Raw genomic sequence first — 18584 nt, 5'->3', positions numbered from 1 at the left:
TCCGGCGGACGGCGCCGGCCCCTGCACCCAACCTCGCGCGGGCCGCCGGGCACCGGGTCACCCGCGGCGGGTGATCCCCTGCCGGGACGATCGAGGTGGGCTGGAAGCGTGCGCCTCCGGGTGCGCGCCCGCGCATCCACCGGACGGAGGGCGCAGCCACGCGGCGCCACCGGACGGCACGACCGGAAGGGACGAGATGGCGGATTCGGCGCTTCACCGGTCCGGGCCCCGGGGCGGCACGGCGAAGGGGGCCGGGGCCACCCGGCCCGGGCCGGACGAGGAGCCCCGGCGCCCGGGGCCCCGGCGGCGCGCTTCGGCCGCCGCCCTCACGCGGGCCGTCCTCATCGCCGCCGGACTCGTCACGGTCTACTACGTGCTGCCCCTGGACGGGCGCAGCTCCCCCGGCGCCTCGGCGCTGCTCGCGTGCGGGCTGCTGCTGGTGGTGCTGGTGTTCTGGTGGGAGGTGCGGGCCATCCTGGAGTCGCCCTACCCGCGGCTGAAGGCCATCGAGGCCCTGGGCACGACGCTGGCGCTGTTCCTCCTGCTCTTCGCGGGGGCCTACTTCCTGCTGGAGCACTCCACGCCGGGCTCGTTCAGCGAGCCGCTGACCAAGACGGACTCCCTGTACTTCACGCTCACCACGTTCGCCACCGTCGGCTACGGCGACATCGTCGCCCGCTCCCAGGCCGGGCGGGTCCTGACCATGCTGCAGATGGTGGGCGGGCTGCTGCTGGTGGGCGTGGCCGCGAAAATCCTCGCCGGTGCCGTGCAGGCGTCGCTGCGCCGGCAGGGCCGGGAACCGGCGGACGACTTCTCCCGCGACCGGAGGGCAGAACCGTGACCGTACCGAGCCCGTCCGCCTCCTTCGCGACACCGGCCGAGCGGGCCGCCGAGGGACGCGCCGCGCGGCGCCGCCGGCCGCGGTCCTCGCACGGCCGGTTCGAGCCCGGGCCCGGACGGTTCGACCCGGTGGAGGTGGTGGAGCGCCAGTCGGCCACGCGCGTGCCGGAGCTGGTGCCGATCCGCTACGGGCGCATGCTCGAGTCGCCCTTCCGCTTCTACCGGGGCGCCGCGGCCGTCATGGCCGCCGACCTCGGCGCGGCCCCGGACACCGGACTGCGCGTGCAGCTGTGCGGGGACGCCCATCTGCTGAACTTCCGGCTGCTGGCGTCGCCGGAGCGTCGTCTGGTCTTCGACATCAACGACTTCGACGAGACGCTGGGCGGACCCTTCGAATGGGACGTCAAACGGCTCGCGACGAGTTTCGCCATCGCGGGCCGGGCGAACGGCTTCCGGACGAAGGAGCAGGACGGCGTGGTGGCGACGTGCGTGGCCGCCTACCGTGCGCGGATGCGGGAGTTCGCCGGCATGCGCAACCTGGACGTCTGGTACGCGCAGGACGACGCCGACCACGTGCGGGAGCTGATGGCCGCGTCGATGACCCGGCGGGCCCGGCGCCGCACCGCCGAGGCGGCGGCGAAGGCCCGGACCCGCACCCACCTGCAGGCCTTCGCGAAGCTGACCGCAGCCACCCCCGAGGGGCGGGTCATCGCCTCCGACCCGCCGCTGATCACACCGTTGCGGGACCTCGTCGGCGGGTCCTCGCCGCACGAGCAGGAGGAGGAGCTGCGCGCGGTCCTGGAGGGCTACGTCCGCACCCTGTCGTCGGAGCGGCGGCATCTGCTGCGCCGCTACCGGATGGTGGACATCGCGCGCAAGGTGGTGGGGGTCGGCAGTGTCGGCACGCGCTGCTGGATCGTCCTGCTGCTCGGCCGGGACGACGACGATCCGCTGCTGCTCCAGGCCAAGGAGGCACAGGAGTCGGTGCTGGCCGCCCACACCGGCGGCGTCCGCTACGACAACGAGGGCCGGCGGGTGGTGGCCGGGCAGCGGCTGATCCAGACCACCAGCGACATCCTGCTCGGCTGGACGCACGCCGTCGGACTCGACGGTCGGGAGCGGGACTTCTACGTACGGCAGCTGCGCGACTGGAAGGGCATCGCGCGGCCGGAGACCATGGACCCCGGTCTGCTGCGGCTGTTCGCGCGGCTGTGCGGGGCGAGCCTGGCCCGGGCCCACGCCCGCTCGGGCGACCCCGTGGCCATCGCCGCGTACCTCGGGGGGAGCGACCGTTTCGACCGCGCCCTGACGGCGTTCGCGCAGGCCTACGCCGACCGCAACGAGCGGGACTTCGAGGCACTCGGCGCCGCGGCCCGCTCCGGCCGCATCCGCACGGCGGCGCTCTGACCGCCCGGGCGGCGGCGCGCCGCCCGGTCCTTCGGCCGTCGCCCCACCCGGCCGTGGAGCTCGGCGGCGAACAGCACGTCCCGTACCCGTGCGCTCAGGTCCTCCACCAGGAGATCCGGGGGCGGCCCGTGGAGAGGGCCGCGGGCCCTCGGTGCCGGACGGTGCGGTGGTGCGGCCGGGCCCCGGGCGGCGGCGCACCCACGGGCGGACCCGCCCGGGCCCGGCCGCCCGCACAACCACCCGTCACGGGCGATGCGGCCGTGCACGGGGCCGGGTTGGCTGGGGCCACGCGCTCTCGACCCGGCGCGCCACCGTCGCCATCCGCAGCCGAGGAGCCGCAGCACCGGGACCCCCGGGCGGCTCGGAACGGGGGTACCGACCATGTGCCGCTGGCTCGCCTACTCCGGCACTCCCGTGCTGCTCGACGACGTCCTGTACCGGCCGGAGCACTCGCTGATCGACCAGAGCCTGCACGCCCGGATGGGGGTGGAGACCACCAACGGCGACGGCTTCGGCGTCGGCTGGTACGCCTCGCACCTGCGCACGCCTGCCGTCATCCGCGACACGGGACCGGCCTGGAGCAACCGCAACCTGCGGGAGATCTCCGACCACGTCCGCTCCTCGCTGTTCTTCGCCCACGTCCGCGCCTCCACGGGAACCGCGGTGCAGCAGACCAACTGCCACCCCTTCCGCCACGGGCGCTGGATGTGGATGCACAACGGCGCGATCACCGGCTTCTCCGAGCTGCGCCGGGACCTCATGATGAGCGTCGACCCGGCCCTGTTCCCGTCGCTGGAGGGCACGACGGACTCCGAGGTCATGTTCCACCTGGCCCTCACGCTGGGCCTCGACCGTGATCCACCGGGCGCGGTGGCCCGGATGACCGGGCTCGTCGAGCGGCTCGGGGATGAGCACGGCGTGCCGGAGCCGCTGCAGATGACCATCGCGGTCACCGACGGGGAACGCATCTGGTACTTCCGCTACTCCAGCAGCGGCGACTCCCGCTCGCTGTACTACAGCAGCCGGGTGGAGGACATCCGGGCCCTGCACCCCGATCTGGCGTTCCTGCGCCACATCTCCGACGAGACGCGGCTGGTCGTCTCGGAGCCGCTGGGCGACCTGCCGGGCGTGTGGAACGCCGTGCCGGAGAACAGCTACGGCGTCGTCCAGCCCGGCCATCACACACTGCGGCACTTCGAGCCGGAGCCCGTGTGAGCCGGTCCGGCGGGGTGTCAGCCCAGCCGCGCGGCGAACACCGCGTAGGCCCGCTCGTCGAAGAGCACGAACTCGACCTGCTCGACGGCCGTGTCGGCGGCCCGCACGGTCTCGACCGCGATGCGGGCGCCGTCGTCCATCGGCCAGCCGTAGATCCCGGTGGAGATGGCCGGGAAGGCCACGCTGCGGGCGCCGAGTTCGTCGGCGACGCGCAGGGACTCGCGGTAGCAGGAGGCGAGCAGTGCGGAGCGGTCCTCGGCCGCGTCGAAGACGGGTCCGACGGTGTGGATGACCCAGCGGGCGTCCAGGGCGCCGGCGGTGGTGGCGACGGCCTGCCCCGTGGCCAGGCCCCTGCCGTACGTCGAGGCGCGCAGCCTGCGGCAGTCCTCCAGGATCGCCGGGCCGCCGCGGCGGTGGATCGCGCCGTCGACCCCTCCTCCGCCCAGCAGTGAGGAGTTGGCCGCGTTGACGACGGCGTCGACGTGCCGGCGGGTGATGTCTCCCTGGACCAGGGCGATGGTGGTCATGTCTGCCGCAGTCGTTTCCACACGGCCTTCGCCGCGTTGTGCCCCGACATGCCGTGCACACCGGGCCCCGGCGGGGTCGCCGAGGAGCAGATGAACACAGCCGGATGGGGGGTGTGGTACGGGAACGCCGTGAGCTTCGGGCGCAGCAGCAGCTGCAGGCCCGAGGCCGCTCCGGTGGCGATGTCCCCGCCGACGTAGTTGGCGTTGCGGGCGGCGAGTTCGGGCGGTCCGGCGGTGGCCCGGGCCAGCACCCGGTCGCGGAACCCCGGGGCGAAACGCTCCAGTTGACGTTCGACGGCGTCGGTGAGGTCACCCCTCCAGCCGTTCGGGACGTGGCCGTACGCCCAGAACACGTGCTTGCCCGCGGGGGCCCGGCTCGGGTCGGCGACGCTCGGCTGCACGGTGATCAGGAACGGCGCGTCGGGGGCACGGCCCTGGCGGGACGCGGCGCGCAGGGCCGCGCCGATCTCGGCGCTGCTCGCGCCGATCTGCACGGTGCCGGCGACCCGGGCCTCCTTCGCGGTCCACGGCACCGGGCCGTCGAGCGCGTAGTCGATCTTGAACACGCCGGGTCCGTACCGGTAACCGGCGTAGTGGTCGCCGAAGCCGGCGATGCGGGCCAGGGCCGTGGGCGAGGTGTCGAAGACGTACGCCCGGGCCGGGGGCAGGTCGTCGAGCCGCTTGACCTCGTAGTCGGTGTGGACGCTGCCGCCGAGCTCCCTCAGGTGACCGGCCAGGGCGTCGGAGAGCGCCTGGGAACCGCCGCGGGCGACCGGCCAGCCGCGGGCGTGCGCGGCCAGCGCGAAGACCAGGCCGACGGCGCTGGTGGCGAATCCGCCCAGGGGGGCCATGACATGGGCGACGAGCCCGGCGAAGAGCGCTCTGGCCGGTTCGTCGCGGAAGCGGCGCATCAGCAGGGTCGACGGGGGCAGTCCCGCGAGGCCGAAGCGGGCGAGGGTGACCGGGTCGCGGGGCAGCGCGGTCAACGGCAGGGACATGAAGTCCCGGGCGAGCGTGTCCCACTTGGGCAGGAACGGCTCCACCAGCCTGCGGTACGCCCCGGCGTCGCGCGACCCGAAGGACGCGGCCGTCCGTCCCACCGACCGTGCGAGGACGGCCGCCGTGCCGTCCGGGAAGGGATGCGCCATCGGCAGCTCGGCGTGCAGCCACTCCAGGCCGTGACGCTCCAGGGGCAGGGCGCGGAACGCCGGGGAGTTGACGGCGAGGGGGTGCGCGGCGGCACACGGGTCGTGCCGGAAGCCGGGGAGGGTGAGCTCCTCGGTGCGGGAGCCGCCGCCCACGGTGGAGCGGGCCTCGAAGACGGCGACGGCGAAGCCGCGGCGGGCCAGTTCGACGGCTGCGGTCAGTCCGTTCGGTCCCGCACCCACCACGACGGCATCGAGCATCGACGGCACCTTGGGACCCCTTCGTCAGCCGACGGCCACTGGGGATCAGGATAGGCCCGGGGACGGACGGTCACCGGCGGCGGGGGATCTTCCGGCGGGAAACACGGCCCGCGACGGCCGGAACCGGCGCACGCGCACAAGGCGTGATCGGGTGCGCGCGGACCGCGACGGCTGCCGGTCCCGTCCGCCCCGCGCCGGACGGCGGGCCTCCTGCGGCAGGTGCCGTCGCGTGACACACGCTCCGGCGGCCGGGCCGGACGCGCGCCGGACGGCGCGGCGCCCCCGGCGCGCCGATCGGCGAAGGCGCGGGCGGGGCGGCCGCCGCGCTCACCCGCCGCCGGACAGCAGCTCGACCACCCGGCGGGCCGTGGCCGCGTCCCGGGCCGCCGTGAACGGCAGGGTGTTGCCGCCCGTGATGCGGAACGGCTCGCCGTCACGGGTCAGATGGACGCCGCCCGCCTCCTCGACGAGCAGCAGCCCGGCCGCGTGGTCCCAGGCGGCCTCCCAGCTGAACGCCACGGCGTCGAGTTCGCCGCGGGCGACGGCGAGGTACTCCAGGCCCGCCGAGCCGCACGGGCGCGGCGCCACCCCGTCGGTGCGCAGGGCGAGCAGGGCCTGCTTCTGCTCGTCCGTCGTGTAGTCGGGGTGGGAGGTGGCCACGGCCAGGTCCCGGCCCGGCTCGGGGGGCCCGGCGAACAGGCGCTCCCCGTCGAGCCGGGCGCCCCGGCCGCGGACGGCGGTGGCGAGCAGGTCACGGGCGGGGGCGTAGGTCCAGGAGGCGAGCAGGGTGCCGCCGAGCGCCAGCGCCACCAGCGTGCAGAAGCCGGTGTCGCCGTGCACGAACTGCCGTGTCCCGTCGACCGGGTCGACGATCCAGACCGGGGCGTCGCCGCGGATCGCCTCGTAGGACGCGGGGTTGGCGTGGACCGCCTCCTCGCCGACCACGACCGAGCCGGGGAGCAGGGCGGCCAGCACGTCGGTCAGGTACAGCTCGGCCCTGCGGTCGGCGTCGGTGACCAGGTCGTGCGGGCCGTTCTTCTGGTCGATCTCGTGCGCGGCGAGGCGGCGCCAGCGCGGCATGATCTCGTCGGCGGCCGCCTTCCGCACGGCCTCCTCCACGTCGGACGCGTGCTGTGCGAGAAACTCTTCGATGGTTTCGGTGCTGTCGATCACTCCCCCATCACAACACGCGGCACTGACAATCCCCACCCGCCCGGTGCACTCGGGGTGGAATCGCGAGGAACAGCGCGTGCCGCAGGTCAGCGGCCCACGGCGTATCCCTGCATGCCGCGCGGGTTGGCGGCCGCGGACAGCACGCCCGTCCCGGGGTCGCGTGCGACGGCGCACAGCCGGCCCTCGGACCAGGGACCGCCGACGGTCACCTCGTGGCCGCGGCGTCTCAGTTCCGCGACGACGGCCGGGTCGGTCCGCGACTCCACGGTGACGCTGCCCGGGCGCATGCCGCGCGGGAAGAACGAGCCGGGGAAGCTGTCGTTGTGCCAGTTCGGGGCGTCGATGGCGCCCTGGAGGTCGAGGCCGCCGCGCACGGGCGCGCGCAGGGCGACCGCGAGGAAGAAGTGCAGCTGCCACTGATCCTGCTGGTCCCCGCCGGGCGTGCCGAACGCCATGACGGGCACGCCGTCGCGCAGGGCGAGGGACGGGGTCAGTGTGGTGCGGGGGCGGCGGCCGGGGGTGAGGGAGTTGGGCAGGCCCTCCTCCAGCCAGGTCATCTGCAGCCGGGTGCCGAGCGGGAAGCCCAGTTCGGGCACGACCGGGTTGGACTGGAGCCATCCGCCGCTGGGCGTGGCCGAGACCATGTTGCCCCAGCGGTCGACGACGTCGAGGTGGCAGGTGTCCCCCCGGGTGGTGCCGTCCGCGAGGATCTCCGGCTCGCCCGGCACGGGCGACGCCGGGCTCTTGGCGACGGTCGGTTCGCCGACGCCGAGGGCGTGGTAGCCCTCCTGCGCGGCGGCGGCCACGCGCGCGTGGGCGCACAGACGCGGGGCGCGGCCGCCGGGGCTGCCGGGCCGCAGATCGTGGTCGGCCCGTTCGCCGGCCAGGGTGCGGCGGGCCGCGTTGTACGCGTCGGACAGCAGGTCGCCGAGCGGCACGTCGGCGGCGTCCCCGTACCAGGCCTCGCGGTCGGCCATGGCCAGCTTGCAGTTCTCGATCAGCAGGTGGACGTAGTCGGCCGAGCCGTACGGAGGCAGTGCGGGCGGGAGCAGGGCGAGTTGCTGGAGCAGGACCGGGCCCTGGCTCCAGGGGCCGGGCTTGCACACGGTCCAGCCGTTCCAGTCGTATGTCACGGGGCTCTCGTAGGACGCGGACCAGCCGGCGAGGTCGGCGGCGGTGAGGGTGCCGGTGTGGCGTTCGCCGCTGGTGTCCAGCGTGGGGCGGGCGGCCTGCCGGACCAGGGCGTCGGCGACGAAGCCCGTGCGCCACACCTCCCGCGCGGCCTCGATGCGCGCCTCGCGGCCGCCGGCTCCGGCGGTCTCGGCGAGCAGCCGCCTCCAGGTGGCGGCGAGGGCGGGATTGCGGAAGAGCTCGCCGGGGCGCGGGGCCTTCCCGCCGGGCAGGTAGACGTCGGCGGACGAGGTCCACTCCGTCTCGAAGAGCTCGCGGACGGTCTCGACGGTCTCGCCCACGCGTTCCACGGGCGCGTGGCCGTGCTCGGCGTAGCCGATGGCGTACTTCAGCACCGCGTCGAGGGGTTTGGTGCCGTGGTCGCGCAGCAGCAGCATCCAGGCGTCGAAGGCGCCCGGTACGGCTGCGGCCAGGGGCCCGGTGCCGGGTACCAGGTCCAGCCCGAGCCCCCGGTAGTGGGCGACGGTGGCTCCGGCCGGGGCGACGCCCTGGCCGCACAGCACGCGCACCTCCCCGCCGGCCGGGGCGAGCAGGATCGGCACCTCGCCGGCCGGGCCGTTGAGGTGCGGCTCGACGACGTGCAGGACGAACGCGCCGGCCACGGCCGCGTCGTAGGCGTTGCCGCCGTCCTCCAGCACGGCCATCGCCGACTGCGAGGCGAGCCAGTGCGTGGAGGCCACCATGCCGAAGGTGCCCTGGAGGGTGGGGCGGGACGTGAACATAGGGCTGCGGTACCTCTCGTCGTCGTGGGCCACCGCTCCCCTGCCCCGCTCGCGCCGCGGCGCAAACCTCGCGGCGCCGCGCGGGACGACGCCCGATGCGGTGCCCCCTTCGGCGCCGATGTCACCGCCAACGACTCGCAGTTGGGGTAAGTCCGGATATGCGCGGAAGGTGGGCGAAGGAGCCCTTTCCGGGCTGCGCAGCGCGACCGGGCCGGTGCGAACCGTGGTGGTCCGGCCCGGGTGTCCGGTCGCCCCTTCCACGCCCCGGGCACTCGTGTGACACTGGCGTCCCCGTCCGCCGTGCGGACCCCTTCCGCACCGTCCGTCCCCCAAGAGAAGGGCGCCGTGCGTCGTGCCTTCCCTCCCCCTGCCTCTGACCCTGACGGCACGCCTGTCGCCGGTCGTCGTGCTCGCCGCGGCGGGCTGGGCGCTGACCTCCGGGCCGCTCGCCGCCCCGCCCGCCGCCGCGCACAAACCTGCCGAGGACACGACCCGGACGCAGACCGCCTCCGCCCCGTCGACGTCGGCGGAGTCGAGGACGTACACGGCCGCTCCCGCCCCCTGTGACAGCGTCGCGAAGAAGACGGTCTCGTCGCTGGTGCCGGGCGCGAAGGCGGCCGGCAAGGAGATACCGTCCACGGACGCGCAGGTGCGCCGCACCTGTTCCTGGAACGCGCTCAAGGGCTACGACTACCGCTGGCTCGACGTCTCCTTCGAGATCCTGGCGTCGGACGAGGCGGCGGCCGCGTCCTACCGGTCGGCCACCGCCAAGCGCAGCGGCGGCGGGGACGTTCCCGGTCTGGGTGACGGGGCCTACTCCGTCGTCAACCTCACCACCCAGGACAAGCAGCAGACCCGTGAGGGCGTCGTCGTCGCCCGCGCCTCCAACGCGCTGGTGACGGTCACCTACAACGGCAGCGACTTCGAGTCGAAGAAGGCGCCCGACACGGACACGATCAACAAGGGCGCCATCAAGGCCGCGAAGGAGGCGGTGGCCGCGCTGGAGAGCCGCAAGGGCTGATCCGCCGCCCTCCAGCACCGGTCCGCGTCAGGCGGGGGCGCGGTCCCGGCCCCGCAGGGCCATCAGCGCCAGGTACAGGACCATCGACGTGCCCAGGCCCACGGCCCAGCCGTAGTCGGCCAGCTCGGCCAGCGCAGGGATGGCCCGGCCGTCGGTCAGCGGTTCGAAGCTCGCGCCGCCCACGGCGAGGACGCCGCCGACCGCGAAGGCGACGACGGCCCGCCAGTTCCAGCCGCCGGCGTACCAGTAGCGGCCGCCCGCGCGGTACAGGTCGGCCAGGTCGAGCCGGGAGCGGCGCAGGATCCAGTAGTCGGCGACGAGGATGCCGGCGACGGTGCCGAGCAGGCCCCCCACCAGGCCGAGCCAGGTGAAGATGTAGCCCTGTGGGTCGGAGTACAGCTTCCAGGGGAAGATCAGCACGCCGAGGACGCAGGTGGCGAGGGCTCCGGCCCGGAAACTGATCCTGCGGGGCGCGAGGTTGGAGAAGTCGAACGCCGGGGAGACCAGGTTGGCCGCCACGTTGACGGACAGCGTCGCCACCAGGACGGTGACCAGCGCGAAGAGCAAACCGACGGTGCTGTCGGTCTTTGCCGCGAGCTGTACCGGGTCCCAGATGGCCTCGCCGTAGACGGCCTGGGAGCCGGAGGTGACCAGCACCGACAGGAACGCGAACAGGGTCATGGTGGTCGGCAGGCCGAGCGCCTGGCCCCGGGTCTGCGCCTTCTGGCTCCTGCCGTAGCGGGTGAAGTCGGGGATGTTCAGCGACAGCGTGGACCAGAAGCCGATCATGCCCATGAGGGCGGGGGCGAACAGCTTCCAGAAGTCGGCGCCCCAGCCGAGCTTCGAGGGCTGGTCGAACAGCGGGCCGAATCCGCCCGCCTTGCCGCTCATCCACCACAGCATCACGAACGCGCCGACGAGCACGAAGGGCGCCGCCCAGTTCTCGAATCGGCGGATGGTCTCCATGCCCCGGTAGATGATGACGACCTGCAACGCCCAGAAGACCGCGAACGACAGCCACATCGTCCAGGCGTAGCCGCCGACCTTCGCCGCGTCGCTCCAGCCGCTGCCGATCAGTTTCCCGGCCAGGAAGTAGATGGCCTCGCCGCCGATCCAGGTCTGGATGCCGAACCAGCCGCAGGCCACCAGGGCCCGCACCACGGCGGGCAGGTTGGCGCCGCGGACACCGAAGGAGGCCCGGGCGAAGACCGGGAAGGGGATGCCGTACTTCGGCCCCGCGTGCCCGGTCAGCAGCATCGGTATCAGCACGATGACGTTGGCCAGGGCGATGGTGAACACCGCCTGCTTCCAGTCCATGCCGACGGCGATGAGCCCGGAGGCCAGGGTCCAGGAGGCCGTGTTGTGGGCCATGCCGACCCACAGCGCGGAGAAGTTGTACGTGGTCCAGGTGCGCTTCTCGACCGGGACCGGCAGCAGGTCCTCGTTGGCGTAGGGGCCGCCGGGCGCGGGGGCGCCCGGGGCGATCTCCACCCGGCCGTCGGCGAGGGTGACTTGGGTGGTCGGTGGTGTGGCCGTGGGTGCGGTGTCGGTCATGGGCCAGCCCAATCGGGGGAGGTGGGTCGGGAGAGGCCGTGCGGGTGGTGCCCATGGGGGTGCGCTCGCCGAGCGCCCGGGCCCCCTTCCCGAGCCGCCGGGAAGGGGGAGTTCGAGGGGGTGGCGGAGGTGCTCAGCCGTTGACGGCCGGGATCACCCGTGATCCGTAGACGTCGATCACGGACTCCTGCGCGTCGTGCATGTCGTAGACGGCGAACTGGTCCACGCCGAGCGTGCGCAGTGCGTTCAGCTTCTCGATGTGCTTCTCGACCGGGCCGATCAGGCAGAACCGGTCGACGATCTCGTCGGGCACGAACCGGGTGTCCGGGTTGTCGGCGCGTCCGTGGTGGGAGTAGTCGTAGCCCTCGCGGGCCGCGATGTAGTCGGTGAGTTCGTCGGGGACGGCGGCGGAGTGCTCGCCGTACTTGGACACGAGGTCGGCGACGTGGTTGCCGACCATGCCGCCGAACCAGCGGCACTGCTCGCGGGCGTGGGCGAGTGCCTCGGGCGAGTCGTCCTCGGTGACGTACGCCGGCGCGGCCACGCAGACGGTCACCTCGGCGGGATCGCGCCCGGCCGCGACGGCGGCGTCCTTCACGGCCTTGACCATGTACTCGGTGAGATAGAGGTCGGCCAGCTGGAGGATGAACCCGTCGGCCTCCTCGCCGGTCATTCTCAGGGCCTTGGGGCCGTACGCGGCCATCCACACCGGCAGTTCGGCGCCCTCCTTGATCCACGGGAAGCGGACGACGGTGCCGCCGCCGAGGTCCGCCTCCTGTCCGCTGCCGAGGGCGCGGATGACCTTCATGGCCTCGCTGATCCGGGCCAGGGTGTTGGGTCTGCGGCCCGCGACGCGCATGGCGGAGTCGCCGCGGCCGATGCCGCAGACGGTGCGGTTGCCGAACATGTCGTTGAGCGTGGCGAAGGTGGAGGCGGTGACCTCCCAGGTGCGGGTGCCCGGGTTGGTCACCATCGGGCCGACCTTCAGCTTCGTGGTGTTGGCGAGGATCTGGCTGTAGATCACGAACGGCTCCTGCCACAGCACGGCGGAGTCGAAGGTCCAGCCGTACGAGAAGCCGTTGCGTTCCGCCCGCTTCATCAGGCTGATCACCCGTGAGGCCGGCGGGTCGGCCTGCAGGACGAGTCCGAAGTCCATCCGCACCACTCCTAGTTGAGGTACTGACAGGTGGATCGCGGGGTGAACACGCCGTGCCCGGCACGGCCGGTGTACTCCCGCTCGGTGATGACGGGTTCGCCGCGCGAGAGGACCGTCTCGACCCGGCCGGTGACCCGCCTGCCCTCGTACGCCGAGTAGTCGACGTTCATGTGGTGCGTCTCGGCGGAGATGACCTGCTCGGCGTGCGGGTCGTAGACGACCACGTCGGCGTCGGCGCCCGGCGCGATGGTGCCCTTCTTCGGGTACAGGCCGAACATCCGGGCCGGGGTGGCGCAGGCGATCTCGATCCAGCGGCGGCGCGAGAGGTGCCCGTCGACGACCGCCTGGTGCAGGAGGTCCATGCGGTTCTCCACACCGGGCAGGCCGTTGGGGATCTTGGAGAAGTCGCCGCGGCCGAGTTCCTTCTGGCCGGCGAAGCAGAACGGGCAGTGGTCGGTGGAGACGACCTGGAGGTCGTTCGTGCGCAGCCCCCGCCACAGGGCGGCCTGGTGCTCCTTCGGCCTGAGGGGCGTGCTGCACACGTACTTGGCGCCCTCGAAGTCCGGCTCGGCAAGGTTGTCGGTGGACAGGAACAGGTACTGGGGGCAGGTCTCGCCGAAGACGTTCAGCCCCTCGTCGCGGGCCCGGGCGAGTTCGGCAACCGCCTCCGTCGCCGAGACGTGCACGACGTACAGCGGGGCGCCGGCGACCTGGGCCAGCCGGATGGCCCGGTGGGTGGCCTCGGCCTCCAGCAGGGCCCTGCGCACCTCGCCGTGGTAGCGCGGGTCCGTCTCGCCGCGGGCCAGGGCCTGTTCCACCAGGACGTCGATCGCGATGCCGTTCTCGGCGTGCATCATGATCAGGCCGCCGTTGTCGGCGGAGCGCTGCATGGCGCGCAGGATCTGGCCGTCGTCGCTGTAGAAGACGCCCGGGTAGGCCATGAACTGCTTGAAGGAGGTGATGCCCTCCTCGACCAGGTGGTCCATCTCCTTGAGCGTGTGCTCGTTGACGTCGGAGACGATCATGTGGAAGCCGTAGTCGATCGCGCAGTTGCCGTCGGCCTTGGCGTGCCAGGTGTCGAGGCCCTCGCGCAGGCTGTGGCCGACGCTCTGCACGGCGAAGTCGATGATCGTCGTGGTGCCGCCCCAGGCGGCGGCGCGGGTGCCGGTCTCGAAGGTGTCGGAGGCGAAGGTGCCGCCGAAGGGCAGCTCCATGTGGGTGTGGGCGTCGACTCCGCCGGGGATGACGTACTTTCCGGTGGCGTCGATGGTGCGATCGGCCGTGAAGGCTTCGGCGGCGGGTGTGTGGGAGGTGGCGAGGGCGGCGATGCGGCCGTCCTCGATCAGGACGTCGGCGTGGATCTCGTCGGATGCGGTGATGACGAGGCCGCCGCGGACGACTGTACGGCTGCTCATGTCTTGGTCGCTCCTCGCAGTGGATGCGTGCCGGTCGGGGGTGGTTGCTCGCGCCTGCGCGGCGGTGGCCGCATGTCGCCTACGGTCCCGCGCCCCTAGGGGGCCGTCAGCGGACCGTACGATCCGGGCGCGCGGTCCCGGTAGAACTGCCAGCGGTCGCGGACCTCGCGGAGCTTGGCCATGTCCAGGTCCCGCACGACCAGTTCGGGCTCCTTGTCGCCGGCCACCTCGCCGACGAACCGGGCTTCCGGGTCCACGAAGTACGAGGTGCCGTAGAAGTCGTTGTCGCCGTACTCCTCGACCCCGACCCGGTTGATCGCGCCGACGAAGTACTCGTTGGCGACGGCGGCCGCCGGCTGCTCCAGCTGCCAGAGGTAGCCGGACAGGCCCCGGGAGGTGGCCGAGGGGTTGAAGACGATCTCCGCGCCCGCGAGCCCCAACGCGCGCCAGCCCTCCGGGAAGTGGCGGTCGTAGCAGATGTAGACGCCGATCCGGCCGACGGCCGTGTCGAAGACGGGCCAGCCGGAGTTGCCCGGCCGGAAGTAGAACTTCTCCCAGAATCCCCGCACTTGCGGGATGTGCGTCTTGCGGTACTTGCCGAGGTAGGAGCCGTCCGCGTCGAGCACGGCGGCGGTGTTGTACAGGACGCCGGGCTGCTCCTCCTCGTACATCGGCAGCACCAGGACGAGGCCGAGTTCCTTCGCCAGGGCCTGGAAGCGGCGGACGATCGGCCCCTCGGGGATCTGCTCGGCGTACTCGTAGAAGGCCGGGTCCTGCACCTGGCAGAAGTACGGCCCGTAGAACAGCTCCTGGAAGCAGAGGACTTGGGCGCCCTGCGCGGCGGCGTCGCGGGCCGCCTGCTCGTGGGCCCGGATCATGGACTCCTTGTCGCCCGTCCAGGCGGTCTGGAAGACGGCGGCACGGATCACTCGGCTCATCGGGACCTCCGGTCGCTCGGTGTGCCGTGAGCCTAGGGAGGCCGGAACGCGTCGTTGAGTTGCACCGTGTCACGTCCCGGGGCGCCCGGCGTGTCACCGTGTCACTGCTTCGTGGATCCATGTTTCACCTCCGTTTCCCCATGTGGTGGCTCGTTTCACTGCTGTTGCGCGTCGTGTGCGAGGAGCGCGATGTGCACGGAGGCGGCCTGCTCGAAGTCGTCCAGGTCCACCCCGAGGCGCGCCTGTATCGCCTCCAGGCGGCGGTAGAGGGCGGGCCGGGAGACGTGGTGGAGCTGGGCCGTGCGGGACTTGTTGCGGCCGGTGGCGAGGTAGGTCCGCAGCACGGGGAGCAGGTCCTCGTCGTTCTCGCCCAGCAGCCCGTCCAGCTCCCGTTCCGCGAAGGACTGCACGTGCGGGTCGTCGCGCAGGAGGCGGATCAGCCCCCGCAGGTGGACGTCCCGGAGGCGGACGACCGGGGGGAGGTCGAGGGCGGAGACGGAGTCGGCGACGGCGTCCGCGACGTGCTGCGCCTCGCGCAGTCCGCCGGGCACGTCCTCCCAGGCGGTCCGGGGCGCGGCCGCGGCGACGACCCGGCGCTCCGGACCGGTCTCCGTGCGCAGCCGGGCGGCGAAGTGCGCGGCGAGTGCGGCGGCGTCCTGGTCGCGGGGCACGCTGAGCAGCACGGCGGTGGCCCCGGCGGCCAGTTCGGCGACCAGCCCGCTCAGGCCCAGCAGCCGCAGCAGCCGTTCGAGCCGGGCGGGGTCGCCGCCGGGCACCACCAGCGGCACGAACGTCCGCCGGTTGACCGGCAGTCCGGCCGCCCGCGCCCGGGGCAGCAGTTGCCGCGCCGGTACGACCCCACCGACCAGGTCGGTCAGCAGCCCCTGCGCGGACTGCTGCTCCCAGGAGCACCCCGCGCCGCCGCCGAGCATGCGGTGCAGGACGAGGGCCTCGGCGGCGCGGTCGGCCAGCAGCCGTCCGGTGGCGGTGTCGCCGCGGTAGCCGCACAGCACGATCCGGCCCCAGCGCTCCCCGCGCCCGCCCAGTTCGGCCCGGATCCAGCCGTCACTCTCGCTGCCCGTCCCCGTGCCCGAACGGCCGGGGTGGTGCCCCCCTGCCTGGCGGGCGATGCGCTCCCAGTCGCGCAGCACGTCGTCCACCGCGGGCCGCTCCCCCGCCGTGCCGAGGACGCGGTGGGCGAGGTTGGTGACGACGACCGGGCAGGCGCTGTGCCGGGCGACCTCGTCGAGCAGGCGCTGCAGGGGCGCGCCCGCGGTGATCAGGGCGGTGAGTCCGGTGCGCACGGCCTCCGAGAGGCTGACGGCGGCGAACTTGCGCCGCACCAGGCGGGACTGGACCTCTTCGGTCAGTTCGGCGAAGGGGAAGGGCCGGTGCAGGACGACCATCGGCAGTCCGCACCGGTCGGCGGCCCGGCGCATCACGTCGGGGGCCGCGGGGAAGGCCCGGCCCAGGCCGAGGACGACGGCGGCGGCCTCCGCCCGGTGCAGGGAGCGGACGTACTCGGCCTGCCTGTCCTCGTCCCCGGCGAGCAGCACGCCGGTGGTGAGGACCATCTCGCCGCCGCTGAGCATCACACCGACGTCGGCTGCCTCGGCGACGTGCACCCAGCGCACGGGCCGGTCGAGGTGGCTCGCCCCGGCCACCACCTCGGGCTCCCCGGCGAGGACCCGCTCCAGGGCGAGGACCTGCCGGACCGACAGGGCCGGTTCCGGGGCGTCCGAGGTGATGGTCATGGCGACGGCTCCCCTGGTTCAGTCCATCTCTACCGGATGGTCCTCAGAGCGTTCTCCAGGATCGCGGCGCCCTCCTCGGCCTCCGCGACGTTCAGGGACAGCGGCGGGGCGACGCGCAGCACGCTGGTGTCGTGGCCGCCTCCCTTGCCGATCAGCAGTCCGCCCTCCCGGGCCGCCTCCAGCACCGCCGCGGCGGCCTTCGGGTCGGCCTCGTCGGTGCCGGGCCGGGTGATCTCGATGCCGATCATCAGGCCGCGCCCGCGCACCTCGCGTACGGCCGGGACCTGGGCGGCGGCCGAGCGCAGCCGCTCGACGAGCAGACCGCCCACCCGCCGGGCGTTGCCCTGGAGGTCGTGCTCCAGCAGGTAGGTGAGGTTGGCGAGGCCCGCCGCCATGGTGACCTGGGTGCCGCCGAAGGTGGAGATGCTGTTGGAGTCCAGGCAGTTCATGATCTCGGAGCGGGCGACGACCCCGCCGACGGACATCCCGTTGCCGATGCCCTTGGCGAAGGTCATGATGTCGGGCGGCCCGTTCTGCCCGTGCGCCTGCCAGCCCCAGAAGTGCTCGCCGGTGCGGCCCCAGCCGGTCTGCACCTCGTCGGCGATCCACAGGATGCCGCGTTCGTGCAGCACCTCGCGGAACGCCGCGTAGAGCCCGTCCGGCGGGGAGGTGAAGCCGCCGACGCCCTGGATGGGCTCGGCGATCAGCGCCGCCGGCGCGCGGGTGTGGCCGAGCAGGTCCTTCAGGTCGTCGACGCAGGCCTCGATGAAGTCGGCGTCGCCCAGGGAGGCGAACGGGCCGCGGGTGCGCACCCCGCCGTGGACGTACAGCGTCTGCAGCGGGGACAGCGAGGTCGGGGACCAGCCGCGGTTGCCGGTGATGCCCACGGCGCTGAAGGAGCGGCCGTGGTAGCTGTTGCGCATCGCGAGGATCGTGTTGCTGCGCCGGTAGGCCGTGGCGAGCAGCAGGGCGGTGTCGTTGGCCTCGGTGCCGGACGTGGTGAAGAAGACCCGGGCGTCCGGGATGCCGCTCACCTGTGCGATGCGCTCGGCCAGTTCGACCATCGGGCGGTTGAGGTACAGGGTCGAGGAGTGGATGATCCGCCCGGCCTGCTCGCTCACCGCCTTGGTCACCTCGGGCAGCGCGTGCGCGGTCATGGTGGTGAGGATGCCGCCGAAGAAGTCGAGGTAGCGGTTGCCCTCGGCGTCCCAGACGTGGCGGCCCTCGCCGTGGGTGATCTCGAGGGGCTCCTCGTAGTAGAGGGCGAGCCAGTCAGGGAGCACGGCCCGGTGGCGGCCCAGCAGGTCGTGGGTCACGGCTGCACCAGCCCTTCGTAGGCGTCGGGGCGGCGGTCGCGGTAGAAGGCCCAGGTCTGCCGCACCTCTTCGATGAGGTCGAGGTCGATGTCCCGGACCACGAGCTCCTCCGCGCTGTCGCTGGCGACGTCCCCGACGAACTGCCCGCGCGGGTCGACGAAGTAGCTCGTGCCGTAGAAGTCGTTGTCGCCGTACTCCTCCTGGCCGACGCGGTTGATCGCGGCGATGTAGTAGCCGTTGGCGACGGCCGCCGCGGGCTGCTCCAGGCGCCACAGGTGCGAGGAGAGACTGCGGTGGGTGGCGGAGGGGTTGTAGACCAGCTGGGCCCCCGCCAGGCCGAGCTGGCGCCAGCCCTCGGGGAAGTGGCGGTCGTAGCAGATGTACACCCCGACCTTGCCGGCGGCGGTGTCGAAGACGGGCCAGCCGAGGTTGCCGGGCTTGAAGTAGAACTTCTCGCGGAAGCCCTTGAGCTGCGGGATGTGGTGCTTGCGGTACTTGCCGAGGTAGGTGCCGTCGGCGTCGATCACGGCGGCGGTGTTGTAGTAGAAGCCCGGCTGCTCGGCCTCGAACACCGGCGCGACGATCACCATGCCGGTCTCGCGGGCGAGCGCCCGCATCCGCCGCACCGTCGGCCCGTCGGGGACGGGCTCGGCCCAGCGGTAGTGCTCCGGCTCCTCGACCTGGCAGAAGTAGGGGCTGTTGAAGACTTCCTGGAACCCGATGATCTTCGCGCCCCGGCGGGCCGCCTCGCGGGCGTGCTCCTCGTGTTTCGCCACCATGGACTCGGTGTCGCCGGTCCAGGTGGCCTGGACCAGAGCGGCACGTACGACGTTGGCCATGAGCTGCTCCTTCGACGCGACGTCTGCGCCTCTACGCCCGTAGAAGCGGGCCGTAGAGCCACGAACGTAAGCCTCCGGCACGGGCTTGCCAAGACCATCGTCGCCAACCC

General features: G+C 73.1%; 15 protein-coding genes. 4 read left to right on the top strand and 11 right to left on the bottom strand.

Translation table 11 applies throughout. The features are described from left to right. The first annotated feature begins 196 nt into the window (after positions 1-196). From ACZ4M5_RS01335 to ACZ4M5_RS01325, 3 genes are all read left to right on the top strand, one after another. The gene (locus ACZ4M5_RS01335) at positions 197-841 is read left to right on the top strand and encodes a potassium channel family protein (protein ID WP_467731832.1); all 645 of its coding nucleotides are present in this window, start codon (positions 197-199) and stop codon (positions 839-841) included. Beyond that, on the top strand, positions 838-2247 hold the full coding sequence (locus tag ACZ4M5_RS01330) for a DUF2252 domain-containing protein (RefSeq protein ID WP_467731830.1): 1410 nt from the start codon (positions 838-840) through the stop codon (positions 2245-2247). Before ACZ4M5_RS01335 ends, ACZ4M5_RS01330 begins: the two co-directional genes overlap by 4 nt. A gap of 381 nt (positions 2248-2628) precedes the next feature. After that, complete coding sequence (locus tag ACZ4M5_RS01325; protein ID WP_467731828.1) at positions 2629-3462, top strand: class II glutamine amidotransferase; 834 nt, start codon at positions 2629-2631, stop codon at positions 3460-3462. A gap of 17 nt (positions 3463-3479) precedes the next feature. On the opposite strand, the gene ACZ4M5_RS01320 is transcribed toward ACZ4M5_RS01325, so the two are convergent. From ACZ4M5_RS01320 to ACZ4M5_RS01305, 4 genes are all read right to left on the bottom strand, one after another. Next, on the bottom strand, positions 3480-3989 hold the full coding sequence (locus tag ACZ4M5_RS01320; protein ID WP_467731826.1) for an O-acetyl-ADP-ribose deacetylase: 510 nt from the start codon (positions 3987-3989) through the stop codon (positions 3480-3482). Next, the gene (locus tag ACZ4M5_RS01315) at positions 3986-5395 is read right to left on the bottom strand and encodes a phytoene desaturase family protein (protein ID WP_467731824.1); all 1410 of its coding nucleotides are present in this window, start codon (positions 5393-5395) and stop codon (positions 3986-3988) included. The genes ACZ4M5_RS01320 and ACZ4M5_RS01315 overlap by 4 nt, the downstream gene beginning before the upstream one ends. 327 nt (positions 5396-5722) lie before the next feature. Then, positions 5723-6568: an inositol monophosphatase family protein gene (locus ACZ4M5_RS01310; protein ID WP_467731822.1), complete on the bottom strand. Its 846-nt coding sequence runs from the start codon at positions 6566-6568 to the stop codon at positions 5723-5725. Positions 6569-6654: 86 nt separating this feature from the next. Beyond that, positions 6655-8481 (bottom strand): gamma-glutamyltransferase family protein, encoded by a 1827-nt coding sequence (locus tag ACZ4M5_RS01305; protein ID WP_467731820.1) that lies wholly within the window; start codon positions 8479-8481, stop codon positions 6655-6657. A 352-nt stretch (positions 8482-8833) separates the two neighbouring features. On the opposite strand from ACZ4M5_RS01305, the gene ACZ4M5_RS01300 reads away from it, so the two are divergent. After that, a complete protein-coding gene (locus tag ACZ4M5_RS01300) occupies positions 8834-9502 on the top strand; it encodes a hypothetical protein (RefSeq protein ID WP_467731818.1) in 669 nt (222 codons plus the stop codon). Between the two features lie 27 nt (positions 9503-9529). Here the strand turns inward: ACZ4M5_RS01300 and ACZ4M5_RS01295 are convergent, their stop codons facing one another. From ACZ4M5_RS01295 to ACZ4M5_RS01265, 7 genes are all read right to left on the bottom strand, one after another. Further along, entirely contained in the window at positions 9530-11056 is a 1527-nt protein-coding gene (locus tag ACZ4M5_RS01295) for an NCS1 family nucleobase:cation symporter-1 (protein WP_467731816.1), read from the bottom strand. A gap of 133 nt (positions 11057-11189) precedes the next feature. After that, the gene (locus ACZ4M5_RS01290; RefSeq protein ID WP_467731814.1) at positions 11190-12212 is read right to left on the bottom strand and encodes a TIGR03842 family LLM class F420-dependent oxidoreductase; all 1023 of its coding nucleotides are present in this window, start codon (positions 12210-12212) and stop codon (positions 11190-11192) included. 11 nt (positions 12213-12223) lie between these two features. Further along, positions 12224-13627: a dihydropyrimidinase gene (gene hydA / locus ACZ4M5_RS01285; RefSeq protein WP_467731812.1), complete on the bottom strand. Its 1404-nt coding sequence runs from the start codon at positions 13625-13627 to the stop codon at positions 12224-12226. Positions 13628-13722: 95 nt separating this feature from the next. After that, positions 13723-14565: a nitrilase-related carbon-nitrogen hydrolase gene (locus tag ACZ4M5_RS01280; protein WP_467731810.1), complete on the bottom strand. Its 843-nt coding sequence runs from the start codon at positions 14563-14565 to the stop codon at positions 13723-13725. A gap of 155 nt (positions 14566-14720) precedes the next feature. Then, positions 14721-16319, bottom strand: coding sequence for a PucR family transcriptional regulator (locus ACZ4M5_RS01275; RefSeq protein WP_467731808.1), 1599 nt, complete (start codon positions 16317-16319; stop codon positions 14721-14723). Positions 16320-16348: 29 nt separating this feature from the next. Further along, positions 16349-17635 (bottom strand): aspartate aminotransferase family protein, encoded by a 1287-nt coding sequence (locus ACZ4M5_RS01270; RefSeq protein ID WP_467731806.1) that lies wholly within the window; start codon positions 17633-17635, stop codon positions 16349-16351. Continuing rightward, a complete protein-coding gene (locus ACZ4M5_RS01265) occupies positions 17632-18474 on the bottom strand; it encodes a nitrilase-related carbon-nitrogen hydrolase (RefSeq protein ID WP_333934262.1) in 843 nt (280 codons plus the stop codon). The genes ACZ4M5_RS01270 and ACZ4M5_RS01265 overlap by 4 nt, the downstream gene beginning before the upstream one ends. Positions 18475-18584 lie beyond the last annotated feature (110 nt).

Source organism: Streptomyces sp. NPDC026246 (assembly GCF_055567995.1).
The sequence above is the reverse complement of the archived record's forward strand: the minus strand, read 5'-3'. Positions and strand labels throughout refer to the sequence as shown.